12 protein-coding genes are annotated in these 14,315 nt (G+C 67.7%); 7 read left to right on the top strand and 5 right to left on the bottom strand.

The features are described from left to right. The first annotated feature begins 265 nt into the window (after positions 1 to 265). A complete protein-coding gene (locus Y887_RS08300) occupies positions 266 to 994 on the top strand; it encodes a hypothetical protein (RefSeq protein WP_046963889.1) in 729 nt (242 codons plus the stop codon). A 10-nt stretch (positions 995 to 1,004) separates the two neighbouring features. Here the strand turns inward: Y887_RS08300 and Y887_RS08295 are convergent, their stop codons facing one another. Further along, positions 1,005 to 1,832 carry a class I SAM-dependent methyltransferase gene (locus tag Y887_RS08295; protein ID WP_046963888.1) on the bottom strand — a complete coding sequence of 276 codons (828 nt, stop codon included), beginning with the start codon at positions 1,830 to 1,832 and terminating at the stop codon, positions 1,005 to 1,007. Between the two features lie 9 nt (positions 1,833 to 1,841). After that, on the bottom strand, positions 1,842 to 3,182 hold the full coding sequence (locus tag Y887_RS08290; protein WP_046963887.1) for a dicarboxylate/amino acid:cation symporter: 1,341 nt from the start codon (positions 3,180 to 3,182) through the stop codon (positions 1,842 to 1,844). A gap of 147 nt (positions 3,183 to 3,329) precedes the next feature. Here Y887_RS08290 and Y887_RS08285 point away from each other — a divergent pair, with 147 nt between their 5' ends. The 5 genes from Y887_RS08285 (at position 3,330) to Y887_RS08265 (ending at position 9,742) form a co-directional block, all read left to right on the top strand. After that, on the top strand, positions 3,330 to 5,030 hold the full coding sequence (locus Y887_RS08285; protein ID WP_046963886.1) for an alkaline phosphatase: 1,701 nt from the start codon (positions 3,330 to 3,332) through the stop codon (positions 5,028 to 5,030). 280 nt (positions 5,031 to 5,310) lie between these two features. Continuing rightward, entirely contained in the window at positions 5,311 to 6,612 is a 1,302-nt protein-coding gene (tilS, locus tag Y887_RS08280) for a tRNA lysidine(34) synthetase TilS (protein WP_104611529.1), read from the top strand. Between the two features lie 31 nt (positions 6,613 to 6,643). Next, positions 6,644 to 6,907, top strand: a complete 264-nt coding sequence (locus Y887_RS08275) for an exodeoxyribonuclease VII small subunit (protein WP_046963885.1) — start codon at positions 6,644 to 6,646, stop codon at positions 6,905 to 6,907. A 1-nt stretch (position 6,908) separates the two neighbouring features. Continuing rightward, positions 6,909 to 7,784: a polyprenyl synthetase family protein gene (locus Y887_RS08270; RefSeq protein WP_046963884.1), complete on the top strand. Its 876-nt coding sequence runs from the start codon at positions 6,909 to 6,911 to the stop codon at positions 7,782 to 7,784. An 860-nt stretch (positions 7,785 to 8,644) separates the two neighbouring features. Next, the gene (locus Y887_RS08265; protein WP_046963883.1) at positions 8,645 to 9,742 is read left to right on the top strand and encodes a M35 family metalloendopeptidase; all 1,098 of its coding nucleotides are present in this window, start codon (positions 8,645 to 8,647) and stop codon (positions 9,740 to 9,742) included. A 69-nt stretch (positions 9,743 to 9,811) separates the two neighbouring features. Here Y887_RS08265 and Y887_RS08260 read toward each other — a convergent pair whose 3' ends face one another. Further along, positions 9,812 to 10,201 (bottom strand): DUF4870 domain-containing protein, encoded by a 390-nt coding sequence (locus Y887_RS08260; RefSeq protein WP_046963882.1) that lies wholly within the window; start codon positions 10,199 to 10,201, stop codon positions 9,812 to 9,814. 336 nt (positions 10,202 to 10,537) lie between these two features. Beyond that, positions 10,538 to 11,905 carry a metalloprotease PmbA gene (gene pmbA / locus Y887_RS08255; RefSeq protein WP_046963881.1) on the bottom strand — a complete coding sequence of 456 codons (1,368 nt, stop codon included), beginning with the start codon at positions 11,903 to 11,905 and terminating at the stop codon, positions 10,538 to 10,540. A 199-nt stretch (positions 11,906 to 12,104) separates the two neighbouring features. On the opposite strand from pmbA, the gene yjgA reads away from it, so the two are divergent. Next, positions 12,105 to 12,686: a ribosome biogenesis factor YjgA gene (gene yjgA, locus Y887_RS08250; protein ID WP_046963880.1), complete on the top strand. Its 582-nt coding sequence runs from the start codon at positions 12,105 to 12,107 to the stop codon at positions 12,684 to 12,686. 151 nt (positions 12,687 to 12,837) lie between these two features. Here the strand turns inward: yjgA and tldD are convergent, their stop codons facing one another. After that, positions 12,838 to 14,283, bottom strand: coding sequence for a metalloprotease TldD (tldD, locus tag Y887_RS08245; RefSeq protein WP_046963879.1), 1,446 nt, complete (start codon positions 14,281 to 14,283; stop codon positions 12,838 to 12,840). Positions 14,284 to 14,315: the final 32 nt, after the last annotated feature.

Raw genomic sequence — 14,315 nt, 5'->3', positions numbered from 1 at the left:
CTCGGATGCGCCCACGCACCGTGCCTCCCTGCGCCTCCCTGCGCCTGCCTTGCAGGTCTCCCACGCCCGCAGCCTTTGGTTCCAAAGCCTGCACGCAGCCCCAAGGCCTTTGAGCGATCGCTTGCGCGCTCAGGAGGCAAGCTCTTCATCGACCACCGGTCCCTGGACATGTGGCACGTCTGCAGCCAAGCGCGTGCACGCGTCATCGAAAGTCACTTACCCTCGGCATCCGGGCAAGGCCGCCGGCAGCAGGAGGCATCGCGTCATGTCGGACCGAAGACGATTCAGCATCGAGCAGGCACGGCAGCATCTGGAACGCGCCGGGTGGCCGCGCCTGCAGATGAGCGCCATCGTGCTGATCACGGCAACAGGCGGCTTGCTGGCCTCGTTCCTGCTGCGCAATGCCGGCGTGGACGCGATGGTGGTGCGCTACCCGATGGCGACGCTGATCGCCTATGGCCTGTTCCTGCTGCTGATGTGGGCATGGGTGCGCTGGCGCAACGAGGTGGATGGCGAGCTGGTGAGCGACTGCGTCGATCTCGGCAGCAGCGCGGCGCAGGACTCGGGATGGACCGGCAACGGCGGCAACTCCAGCGGCGCGGGGCGTTCGGGCACGTGGAGCGCGCCATCCGGATCCACCTCGGATGCCTCGGGCGACGGCGCACTCCCGGACTTCATCGATGGCGAGGCCGGACTGCCGATCTTGGCGCTATTGGCAGTGCTGGTCGCGGCCGCAGCCGCCATCGTTGCTGGCGCCTGGGTGGTGTGGTCGGCGCCGGTGTTGATGGCCGAGCTTCTGGTCGACGCGGCGCTGGCAGGCGGGCTGTATCGCCGCATGCGCGGCGTGCAGGCGCAAGGCTGGTGGTGGTTATGCGTTCGCCATACGCTGTGGCCGCTGCTCGGCGTGCTGACGTTCTTCATCGTGGTCGGCGCAGTCGCCCAGCACGCGGCGCCGCACGCAACGACGTTGCTGGAGGCCGTACAGGTGCGATGACCGTACCGAGTTACCGCCCCTGGTTGTCCTGCCTGCGAAGACACAACCATGGGAAATGCGGTTGCCGCAGCTTGAGCATGCGGCGTATGCGCGCGCGCAGCTGGCGCGGATCGAACAGCCACTGCACCACGAGCGGGTCGAAGGCGGCGTAGGTGTGCTGGTGATACTGCTCGGCCAATGCCGGCACGCCCAGGCCGGTGAAATAGCGCAGGCTGCGTGCAGCGCTTTGGTCGGCACGTTGCCGGTCCGGATACAGCGGGCTGTCGAGGATGTGCAACTCGCCGCCGTCGCGCAGCTGCGCAAGCAGGTGACGCACCAGGGCGGCAGGATGCGGGAAATACTGGATGCACGCCGGCACCACGATGACGTCGAAGACATCGTGCGGCAGCGCAAAGGTCTGGATGTCGGCAGCGACAAAACTCAGCCGTTGGTCGTGACCAAACACGCGCGCGGCCTGCGTAAGCTCGGTGCGATTGACGTCGACGCCGCACACGTCGCGCTGCAGCGATTGCGCCAGCAGCTGCGATAGCCAGCCGTTACCGCATCCCAGCTCGAGAATGGCGCCCTCACCACCGCGTGCCTGCAGGTGCCGCACCAGAAATCTGCTGGACAGCGCGCGCACCTGCCACTCCAGGCTGGTACCGAGCTTGCCGCTGGGGCGCGGCAGGCTGCGCACCTGCGCGTCGGTATACAGCCGGCCTTCCTGGCGCCGCACCTCCAGATAGCGATCCTCGAACGGATCTTCGGCAAGCGTGCGTTGAACGAATACACCGTCCACGCTGTCCAGCTCGGGCAGTTGCGCCAGGCGCTCACGCAACACGGGCAATCCAACCGTCATGCGCCGCGCTCAGCGAAGCGGCTTGGCGCTGTCGGCGGGCGGATCTTCCAGTCCCACATTGGTGGATGCAGCGTCATAGACCGCCTTGTCCAGCAAACCGGTTTCCTTGGCCACCAGCACCGGCACCAGCATCTGTCCGGTGACGTTGGTCATGGTGCGCATCATGTCGAGGATGCGGTCGATGGCGTACAGATACCCGATCACTTCCAGCGGCAGGTTGGCCGCGCTCAACACCACCGTGGCCATGATCACCGCAGTGCCTGGCACACCGGCGGTGCCGAAGCTGCCCAGCACCGAGGCGATCAACACCACGAAATACTGATTGGCGGTCAGCGGCACCCCGGTGTATTGCGCGATGAATACCGCGCACAGCGCCGGGTAGATCGCGCCACAGCCATCCATCTTGATGCTGGCGCCCAGCGGCACCGCAAACGCGGCGTAGTCCTTGCTGACCCCCAGATTGTGGGTGATCGAACGCATCGCCACCGGCATCGCGGCAAAGCTCGACGAACTGACGAAGGCCACCTGCATGCCAGGCGCCGCACCACGGAAGAACTTCCACGGATTGAGCCCGTGCGCCAGCAACAGGCTGCTGTAGACCACCAGGATATGCAGGGCGCAGGCCACATACAGCGCGAGCACGAAACTGCCGAACGGCAGCAGCTTTGCGAAGCCGTAGCTGCCCACCAGGCCGGCAATCAGGCCGAAGGTGCCCAGCGGGGTCATCTCCAGCACGAAGCGCGTCACCTGGATCATGATGTCGCTCAGCTGCCCGGTGAGCTTGCGCGCCTCGGCCACCCGCTCGCCGAGCTTGACCATCGCAAAGCCGAGCAACGCGGCGAAGAAGATCACCGGGAGGATCGACCCGCGCCCGGCCGCCAGCACGGTTTCGCCGGCCGCATTGGTCTTGGTACCGATGCCGGTCAATGCATAGAACGGGTTGGACGGCACCACGTCCAGCAACACCTTGATCGGGCTGGGCACATCGCGCGGCGTCCACGCCGAGTCCACGCTCAGGCTGAAATGCCCGGCGCCCGGCTGCATGATCGTGCCCACCGCAAGGCCGATGCCGACCGCCAGCGCGGCGGTGATCACGAACCACAGGAAGGTGCGTCCGCCGAGCGCGGCGACCGACTTCTGCCCGTGCAACGACGAGATCGCATTGATCACCGCGAAGAACACCAGCGGGATCGCAATCATCTTGATCAGGGTGACGTACAGGTCGCCGAGCGGGCCGAACCACACATCGGCCGCCGGGCCCATCGCCGCCCCGGCAATCGCGCCAAGAGCGAAGCCGGCCACCACGCGCTGCCAGAACGGAATGCGCAACCAGGCCGCAACCAGTCTCATGTCGTCCAATCATCCGGGGGAGAGTGCATGCACCTTAGCGCAGGCCTGCCTTGCCCGCGAGGCCACGACTGGAACAGCGGCGTGTCATCTGTGCGACGGACCCGGGCCGGCATAATGGGGGCCGATTCAGTCACGAGTTCGAACCCGATGCGTTACCGCCTGCCTGCCCTCGCCGCCCTGACCACCCTGTGCGTGGCCGCCTGCGCCTCCAGCGCCGGAACCACCGCGTCCGCACCGGCCGCCGTCCGCGTGGACGTGCCGCCGGTGACGCACCCGGCCGGCGAGACCCCGCAGTGGTGGTACCGCTCCGGCGCCGCACGTGCGGCCGGCAATGGCGCCATGGCCGGCAAGGCGCGCAACGTCATCCTGTTCCTGGGCGACGGCATGAGCCTGACCACGGTGGCGGCCGCGCGCATCCTGGATGGACAGCGCAAGGGCGGGCCCGGCGAAGAGAACCTGCTGTCCTGGGAGCAATTCCCGGCCACCGCCTTCAGCAAGACCTACAACACCGATTCGCAGACCCCGGATTCGGCCGGCACCATGACCGCGATCACCACTGGCGTGAAGTCGCACATGGGCGCGATCGGCGTCAGCAGCGGCAACCGCAGCGACTGCGCCGACAGTTTGAACAAGGGGCTGCTGAGCTGGTTGCAGCTGGCCGACAGCGCCGGCATGGCCACCGGCGTAGTCACCACCACCCGCCTGACCCACGCCACCCCGGCGGCAACCTACGCGCATTCGCCGGACCGCAACTGGGAAAACGACACCGACCTGCCCGAGTCCGCGCGTAGCGCCGGCTGCCAGGACATCGCCCAGCAGCTGTTGTCGACCGCCCGCTACGGCCGCGGCCCGCAGGTGGTGCTGGGCGGCGGCCGCAGCCAGTTCCAGACCGTGCAGGAGCGCGACCCGGAGTACGACGACAAGGTCGGCCTGCGCCTGGACGGCCGCGACCTGGTTGCCGAATGGAAACAGGCGCATCCGCAGGGCGCGTATGTCTGGAACGAGCAGCAACTGCAGGCCGCGGCCGGCGCGCCAGCGCTGCTGGGCCTGTTCGAGCCGGATCACATGCAGTTCGACCACGACCGCAACCGCGGCCCGCAGGGCGAGCCCAGCCTGACCGAAATGACCCGCACCGCGATCCAGTCGCTGTCGCGCGATCCCAACGGCTTCGTGCTGATGGTCGAAGGCGGCCGCATCGATCACGCCAACCACGCCGGCAATGCCTATCGCGCGCTCGACGAAACGGTGTCGCTGTCGGATGCGGTGCGCACCGCCGTACAGACCGCTCCGGCCGACACGTTGATCATCGTCACCGCCGACCATTCGCACACGCTCAACTTCGTCGGCTACCCGGTGCGCGGCAACCCGATCCTGGGCAAGGTGCGCGGCACCGGCGGCGAAGAAGGCGACCGCAGCCAGCTGGCCACCGACCTGGCAGGCCAGCCCTACACCACCCTCAGCTACGCCAATGGCCCCGGCCACACCGGCGCGACCAATGCACAGCCGGCCGGACCGAAAAAGTACCCGCACGAACCCAGCAGCAGCGAGCCGGCCCACGGCCGGCCCGACCTCACCCATGTCGACACCGAAGCGCCCAGCTACATGCAGGAATCGCTGGTGCCGACCAAGTCCGAAAGCCACGGCGGCGAAGACGTCGGCATCTGGGCCACCGGCCCGGGCAGCGCGGCATTCCGCGGCACGCTGGAAGAGAACGTGATCTACCACGTCATCGTCCAGGCCACCCCGCGTCTGCGCGAGCGCCTGTGCAAGGCCGGCACCTGCGACAGCGCCGGCGTGCCGGTGCAGTTGCCCGCCCCGGCCACGTTCGAGGCAGCGGCAAAGCGGTGATGTGCAGATGGCTGCGCGATGGCGACGGACGGGTCCGCCAGCGATGCCACCTTGCCGGACACGCCTGCCGCATGGGGCGGACCGCGTCCGGGATGATGCGCGGCGGCCTGATCGTTCTGCTGCAGGATCACGAGGTGCCCGGTGCACCACGTGCTGCGATGGCGAGGACGACGATGGGCTGCGGTTTCCCATCCCGGGCGGCGCGATCCGGCGCCCGCCACTGTTCGCGCACATCGGTGGCGTGTCCCTCCAGCAACGATCCGCATCGAGTGAGCACCCGGTGACCGACACCCCGCCACTGCTGCCAGCCCCCCCGCCCGGCCCGGTGCTGATCGCCTACAGCGGCGGCATGGATTCGCAGGTGTTGCTGCACGCGCTGGCCGCCATGCCGGCGTACCGCGAGCGTGGCCTGCGCGCGCTGCACGTGCACCACGGCCTGCATGCCGATGCCGACGCCTGGGCGGCGCATTGCCAGCGCAGCTGCGCGGCGCTGCAGGTTCCGCTGCACATCGTGCGGGTACGGGTCGCACGCGATAGCGGCCAGGGACTGGAGGCGGCCGCGCGTCAGGCGCGCCACGGCGCCTTTGCCGACAGGCTGGCGCCTGGCGAATGGCTGGCGCTGGCCCACCATCGCGACGATCAAGCCGAAACGTTTCTGCTGCGCGCGCTGCGTGCATCGGGCCCGGACGGCCTGGCGGCAATGCGGGCACAGCGCCCGTTTGCCCAGGGCACCTTGTGGCGCCCATTGCTGTCGCATGCACGCGCGCAGCTGCACGCCTATGCACGCATGCACGGCTTGCACTGGATCGACGATCCCAGCAACGCCGATGCCCGCTACGACCGCAACTTCCTGCGCACGCAGGTGCTGCCGTTGCTGCAGCAACGCTGGCCGCAGGCCGCCGATGCCTTGGCACGCAGCGCCCAGCTGAGCGCCGACGCCAGCGACCTGCTGCTGCACGACGATCTGGCCGTGCTACCCGCACTGCAGACCGAAAGCGGCGCACTGGACCTGCATCTGTTACGCGCGCAGCCCGCCGCACGCCGGCTGCGGTTGCTGCGTGCATGGGCCACCGCAGCCGGTGCGCCGCCGCTGCCCGCCCAGGGCGTAGCTGCGCTGGAGCGGGAAATCGACAATCACGCACCGGATCGACAAGCCTGCTTTGCCTGGCAACAGGTCCAGGTGCGGCGCTGGCGACAGTGCCTGTACCTGCTTGGCCCGACGCCGGCATGGCCGGCGCAGTGGTGCGCGCACTGGGACGGCGCACAGCCGTTGCGGTTGCCCGACGGCGCGCAGCTGCACCTGCACGGCCCCGCAGGGCTGTGCTTCGCGCCACCGGTGACGGTGCGCGGCCGACACGGTGGCGAGCGCATCGTGCTGCCGCAGCGCAGGCATTCGCATCAGCTCAAGCATGTCCTGCAAACCGCCGATCTGCCGCCATGGCAACGCGATCGCCTGCCGATCCTGTGGGCCGACGACCAGGTCCTTGCCGCCGGCGATCGCATCGTCTCCGCTGCGTTAAACGACTGGCTGCAAACCCATGGCGCACGTCTGCAGTGGCGCGTCGATGCCGACACGAATTGACCCGCCTGCGCGCGCGCCGCACACTTTGGCGATGGCCAAGAAGTCCTTGAACGAAACATCCCCGGTTGCCCGCTTCGAACAGTCGCTGGAAGAACTCGAGCAACTGGTGCAGAAAATGGAAGTCGGCGACCTGAGTCTTGAGCAGTCGCTCAGCGCTTACGAACGCGGCATCGGCCTGTACCGCGATTGCCAGCAGGCGCTGGAACAGGCCGAGCTGCGCGTCCGCCTGCTGACCGACCCGGCCCGCCCCGAGCTTGCCGAAGCCTTCGAACCGCCGTCGCCGGACGGCGGCTGAGGTGAGTTCCGCGCTGTTCGAACACTGGATCGCTCGCACCGAACGCAGCCTCGACGCCGCCCTGCCCAGCGCAACGCTGGCGCCGCAGCGTCTGCACGCGGCGATGCGGCACGCGGTGCTGGGCGGCGGCAAACGCATGCGGCCGCTGCTGGTGTACGCCACCGGTGCGCTGTTTGGCGCCGAAGAAGAGCGATTGGATACCCCGGCCGTGGCGGTCGAACTGATCCACGCCTACTCGCTGGTGCATGACGACCTGCCGGCGATGGACGACGACGCGCTGCGCCGCGGCCAGCCCACCGTCCACATCGCCTTCGACGAGGCCACCGCCATCCTGGCCGGCGATGCGCTGCAGACCCGCGCCTTCGAACTGCTGGCCGCAGCGCCAGTCGGTGCCGAGCTGCGCGTCGGCTGGTTGCAGAGCCTGACCAGCGCGGCCGGCGCCGCCGGCATGTGCGGCGGCCAGGCGCTGGATATCGATGCCACCGGTCAGTTGCAGTCGCTGCACGCGCTGCAGCGCATGCACGCGCTCAAGACCGGCGCGCTGATTCGCGCGGCGGTGCGCATGGGTGCGCTGACCGGTAGCGCCGCCGCGGCCGACCAGCAGCGCGTGGACGACTTTGCCGATGCGCTGGGCCTGGCCTTCCAGGTGCGCGACGACATCCTGGATGTGGAGTCGAGCTCGGCGCAGCTGGGCAAGACCGCCGGCAAGGACGCCGCGCAAGCCAAATCCACCTACCCCGCCTTGCTCGGCATGGACGGCGCCAAATCCAAGCTGGCCGAACTGGCCACACGCATGCACGACGTGCTGCAGCCCTATGGTCGGCCCGGCGAAACCCTGGCGACCCTGGGCAGGTTTGCGGTGGACCGCGCCCACTAAACGTGTCTAACCGGGCGCTGCGAGCGTCGGCCAGGCGTGTCATCGGCGCGCGGGCGGCGAAGTGCCTGAGTGGCGTGCCGAGATTCTGAGCGACGGCTTGGCCAGCCTGCTGTCGCTGCTCGTGCAGACGTCTTGCCAGTCGCTGCGGGCGCCACGGGCAGCGCGATGGCACGATCGCGCTGCGGGCGCATCCGTCGCCTGGATCCAGCGCCCTGCCTGCATGGATCACGCTTGCGGGCACCTCTCACACCACCAATCGCCATCCCGGCGTGTCCCCACCGCTGAGGTCCCGCACAGGCAGCTTGGGACGACGACCACCGCATGCAGGCAAGATTGAATGCCTGATCTCGGCAGTGATTGGGTATGCCCGGAGTCCGAGGACACAGTCGGCGCGCGCGTCACCACCATTGCCCGAGAACGCCCCGGCCCCGCTGTCGCAAGCATTCGCTGCCATCCGGCGACATCCGCCATTGGCTCGTTGCCACATCCTGGCAACTCCCAGGGCCACTGCACCCAGCAGATGCCGCCCCACACTTCGCGTTGCACGACACATTTGCGCATTCCGTGCGCCACCGCACGGTCAACTGCACGGGGCCATTCAGGCAACGAGCGAGCCCGATCACAAAACGGCACATTGGTCGCCGGACTTTGTGTCAGCCGGCGACACACAACCGACAAAATTTCATGACGGCCGGCACGCTTTATTGCTGAATTATCTGCACCGGTGATGTATCGGGATGCATAACCAATGCATGACATCCAGAAATATCGCTAATTGAACGACTTGTCGCGCCCGCTCGCTCTGCCTAGGTTTGGCCTGCCCGCGCTTGCGGGCATCCCCCGACCAAGGAGAGTCACTGGTGAAGAAAGTTTTTCTCGCATCGTTTGCAGCAGGCACGCTTGCCGTCGTCGGCGTGCTCGGTTCGGCGCAGGCGCAGTCCGTGCGCGGTCCGGTTCCGTTGACCATCGAACTGGCGCCAGTGGCCGACCAGGCCGGACGACATCAAGGCAAGATCGCGGTCACCGTCACCAACAACGGCAGCCAGGTTGCCCGCGTTCCGACCTACCAGTTGCCGCTCAAGTCGCTGGACAATGGCATCCTGGAAGTGAGCCGCGACGGCAAGCCGGTGGACTACACCGGGCGCCTGGTCAAGCGCGGCCTGCCCAAGGCAGCCGACTTCACCATTCTGCAGCCGGGCCAGAGCGTCAAGGGCGAGGTCGATCTGGCCGGTGCCTATGACCTGTCCACCAGCGGCAACTACACCATCCAGGTGCGCTCGTCGCTGCAATACGCGTCGCTGTCCGACGGCAGCCTGATGAAGGCGGCCAACGGCCTGCCGGCCGTCGCCACCAGCACCCCGCTCACCGTCTGGCTGGACGGCGCTCGGCGTGGCGTACAGCGCCAGCTCGCAGTCGGCCCGACCGCCGTGGTCAACGGCATCAACTATCTCAACTGCAGCACCACGCGCACCAACCAGGCCGCCAGTGCCGTCACTGCCGCGCGTAATTACTCGCAGAACGCGCGCAACTACCTCAACGCCGGCAGCACCGGTGCGCGCTACACCACCTGGTTTGGCGCCTACAACGCCTCGCGCTACAGCCGGGTCAGCTCGAACTTCGTCAATATCGACAACGCGCTGGACCAGAACAACGGCCAGCTGACGATCAACTGCAGCTGCGAAGCGGATCTGGCGGACGCCTTCGCCTACGTCTATCCGAACCAGCCGTACGAGATCCATGTCTGCAACGCGTTCTGGAGTGCGTCGACCACCGGCACCGACTCCAAGGCCGGCACCCTGGTGCACGAGACCAGCCACTTCACCGTGGTGGCCGGCACGCAGGACCGCGTCTACGGTCAGTCCGGCGCGCGCAGCCTGGCCCAAAGCAATCCGGCACAGGCGATCACCAATGCCGACAGCCACGAATACTTCGCCGAGAACACCCCGGCGCAGAACTGATCGCGTCAGCGTCTGAAACGACAAAGGCCCGGCAGCGATGCCGGGCCTTTGTTATCGCTCCGCGCCGGGTTACTTGATCAGGCGCAGCGTGAACGGGTAGCGGTAAGGCTCGCCGTTGTTGGCCTTGACCGCAGCCAGGATGCAGAACACCAGGCTGCCGATCCAGACCAGGGTCGGCAGGAAGAACAGGATGCCGAACGACACCATGGTCAGGATCACCGCCACGATCATGGCCAGGATCACCGTGATCTGGAAGTTCAATGCCTCCTTGGCCTGATCGGTGGCAAATGGCTTGGACGGGCTGGCGTCCTTGCTGATCAGCCAGATCACCAGCGCGCCGACGAAGTAGGTCAGGATGCCCAGCAGATGCGCGGCCAGCGCCAGGGTGCGCTCCTCCGACGGTGTGCTGGTGCCGACCGGCGGCGGTGGCGGCGCGGCATGTGTCTCGAATTCGCTCATAGATCTCCCCGAACATGATTGTGGTGCGGCGGACTATAACAACGATTAAGCCAGCCACCAGTGCGGGAAGACATGGTCTGGTTTAGCTCACCCACCCGGGGCGATATCGCGCACGCTGCGTCGAGGCGATCACGCCAGCGATAGCGTTGCGGCATGGCGCAAGCGGCGCCGGGCCAAGCGCCTTGTTCCTGCGCGCCGGGCAGGTCCACACCGTGCGCCTTCGGCGGGGAATCGAGAGAGCGCGCACGCCGGCCGGCTGCAGGGCCAGCGCTGCTAAGGCCACCGTCCCGGCCCACCGGCCATGCCCGTCAGGCATGGCTGGCCCCGGCCGTCCCCTCAACTATCGCCGGCCACGGTCATCCGGTTGACCAGCACCGAACCGATCTTCACGTGCGACCGTGGGTCGACATCGCTGCCCACCGCTTCGATGCCGGCGAACATGTCGCGCAGGTTGCCGGCGATGGTCAGGCCGTCGACCGGATAGGCGATGGCACCGTTTTCGATCCAGAAACCGCCGGCACCGCGCGAATAATCGCCGGTCACCGGATTGACGCCGTTGCCCATCAGTTCGGTGACCAGCAGGCCGCGCGACATGCCGCCGATCATCGCGGCCAGGTCGCCCGCGTTGGCGGCGACCTGCAGGTTGTGCACGCCGCCGGCATTGGCGGTGGTCTGCAGGCCCAGCTTGCGTGCCGAGTAGCTGCCCAGTACGTAGCGCTGCAGCACGCCGTCGGTGATCAGCGCCGAACGTCGCGTGGCGACGCCCTCGCCATCGAAGGCGGCCGAGCGCAACCCGCGGCGCAGATGCGGCAGTTCTTCGATGTTGAACCAGTCCGGGAACAGCCTGGTGCCGACGCTGTCGAGCAGGAAACTGGCGCGGCGGTACAACGCGCCGCCGGAAACCGCACCGAGCAGATGGCCGACCAGCGAGCGCGCCACTTCCGGCGCGAACAGCACCGGCAGCTGGCCGGTGGGCAGCGAGCGTGGCGCCAGACGCGCCAGGGTGCGCTCGGCGGCATGCCGACCAATGGCATCCGGCGCTTCCAGGTCTTCGCGCGCCAGGGCGCTGCTGTACCAGCCATCGCGCTGCATGCCGTCGCCCTGCCCGGCGATCAGCGCGCAGCTGATCGAATGATGGGTGCCGCGCTCGCGGCCGATGAATCCGTGCGAATTGGCGTACACCGACAGGCTGAGCCCGGTGCTGGCCGAGGCGCCATCGGAATTGCTGATGCGTGCATCGGCATCCCGGCCGGCGGCCTCGCAGGCCAGTGCCAGGTCCACCGCGGTGTCGGCGTCCAGCGCCCACGGGTGCCAGCTGTCCAGATCGGGAAAGTCATGCGCCATCAACTCCGGGTCGGCCAGGCCGGAGGCGGCATCGTCTTCGGTATAGCGCGCAATCGCGCAGGCTTGCGCCACGGTGGACTCCAGACTGGCGTCCTGCAGGTCGGCGGTGCTGGCACTGCCCTTGCGCTTGCCGAAGTACACCGTCACCGCGATGCCGCGGTCGCGGGTGGATTCGACCGTTTCCACGTCGCCCAGGCGCACGTTGACGTCCAGGCCGCGCTCTTCGCTGCAGCTCACTTCGGCCTGGGTGGCGCCGGCCGCACGGGCGCGCTCGAGCAGGCGTTGCGAGAGATCGGTCAATGCATCCAGACGCTGCAGGCTGTCGTCGGTGACACGGGTTTCTGAGGAGAGTGCGTTCAATGCTTTATCCTTTGGATGCGGATCCGTCCGCGAAAGCCCGGCCATCATGGCCTGGCTGTCTGAATTTGGATGCGGATCCTTCCGCAGAAAGCTCGGCGATCCCTGGCCGCAGCGTCTGAATTTGGTGCGGAGTCTTCCGCCGGAGTCCGGCCGTTCATGGCCGGAAATTTAACTAACCAAGTTTCGGGATGTAGTGGCAATGCGCGGACGCGATGAAGAGACCGGTGAATTTCGTGGCGCCAGCCGCAGCCAGCAACGGCGCGAGGCGCTGGAAATTTTCGACCTGGGCGAAAAGCTGGTGGCGCTCACCCCGGCGCAGCTGGCCAAATTGCCGGTACCCGAGTCGTTGATCCCGCATATCGAAGAGAGCAAGCGCATCACCTCGCATATCGCGCACAAGCGGCAGCTGGCGTTTCTGGCCAAGCACATGCGCCGCGAGGACGACGAAACGCTGGCCGCCATCCGCGACGCGCTGGATGCCAACAGCGACACCGCGCGCCGCGAGGTGGCCGCGATCCATCGCGTCGAGCGCTGGCGCGAGCGTCTGCTCGCCGAAGGCGACGTGGCGCTGGCCGAGCTGCTGGAGGCCTACCCGGCCGCCGATCGCCAGCAACTGCGCCAACTGGTGCGCAACGCGATCCACGAACGCGCCAAGAACAAACCGCCGCGCGCCTACCGCGAACTGTTCCAGGTGCTGCGCGAGCTGTCTCAGGAGCAGGGATTGGAGAGTGGGGATTCGGGATTGGAAGACGACGAATCGGCGTCGGAAGCCGACGAATAAGGCTCCGGCCACTCCACCCAGCTCCGCAACGGCCATCCCGGCCGTTGCCAATCCCAACTCCCGGCCGCCGGATCCACCCAAGCGGAACCCGCCAAGCCCTGCACGTCCCGCTGTTGCGAATCCCGAATCCCGATTCCCAAATCCCCGCATCTCAGGCCTGCGTTCCGCCAACGGTGATGCCGTCGATCAGCAGCGACGGCTGGCCGACGCCGACCGGCACGCTCTGCCCGTCCTTGCCGCACACACCCACGCCTTCGTCCAGCGCCAGGTCATTGCCGATCATGCGCACCTTCTGCATGGTCTCCGGGCCGTTGCCGATCAGCGTGGCGCCCTTGACCGGCGCGGTGACCTTGCCGTCTTCGATCAGATAGGCCTCGGTGGCCGAGAACACGTACTTGCCGCTGGTGATGTCGACCTGGCCGCCGCCGAAGTTGACCGCGTAGATGCCCTTTTTCACCGAGCGGATCATTTCCTGCGGGTCGTGCTGGCCGGCACGCATGTAGGTGTTGGTCATGCGCGGCATGGTCAGGTGCGCGAAGGATTCGCGGCGGCCGTTGCCGGTGGGCGCCACGCCCATCAGGCGCGCGTTGTGGGTGTCCTGCATGTAGCCGACCAGCACGCCATCTTCGATCAACGTGGTGCACTGCGTCGGGGTGCCTTCGTCGTCGATGTTGAGCGAGCCGCGACGTCCGTCCAGGGTGCCGTCATCGACGATGGTCACGCCCGGCGAGGCCACGCGCTCGCCGATGCGGCCGGCGTAGACGCTGGTGCCCTTGCGGTTGAAGTCGCCTTCCAGCCCATGCCCCACCGCCTCGTGCAGCAGCACGCCGGGCCAGCCCGGGCCGAGCACTACCGGCATCACGCCGGCCGGAGCCGGAATCGCATCCAGGTTGACCAGCGCCTGACGCAGCGCTTCGCGGGCAAAGCCTTCCGGGCGGCCATCGGCGAACAGTTCGGCATAGCCGTAACGACCGCCGCCGCCGGAGTAACCGGACTCGCGCCGCCCGCCCTGTTCGACGATCACCTGCACGTTCAGGCGCACCAGCGGGCGCACGTCGGCGGCCAGCACGCCGTCGCTGCGCGCGATCAGCACCGTGTCCACGCCGCCGGACAGGCTCACCATCACCTGCTTGACGCGCGGGTCGGCAGCGCGCACGTACTGGTCGATCCGGCGCAGCAGGTCCACCTTGGTGGCGCTGTCCATATCGTCGATCGGGTCGGTGGCCGGGTACAGCGCACGGCCGTTGCCGCGCACCAGCGCGCGGCTGGATTGCGCGCCGCCATCGCGCGAGATCGCACGCGCCGACTGCGCCGCTTCCAGCAAGGTTTCGCGCTGGATGTCGTCTGAATACGCAAAGCCGGTCTTCTCGCCGGCGATCGCACGTACCCCCACGCCTTGTTCGATGGAATGCGCGCCGTCCTTAACGATGCCGTCTTCCACGCTCCAGCTCTCGCGTCGCGAATGCTGGAAATACAGATCGCCGAAGTCGATGCCCGGGCCCAACAGGGCGCCGAAGGTGCGGTCCAGATGGCCGGCATCCAGGCCGGAGGGGAGCAGCAGCCGGGATTCGGCCAGAGTGAGAGCGTTATCGGTCATGCGGTCAGGATGGGGCCCGCGCGCCGGGGAGA

This window comes from Xanthomonas pisi DSM 18956, from assembly GCF_001010415.1.
GTDB lineage: Bacteria > Pseudomonadota > Gammaproteobacteria > Xanthomonadales > Xanthomonadaceae > Xanthomonas > Xanthomonas pisi.
This window is presented reverse-complemented; position numbering and strand designations above follow the sequence as displayed.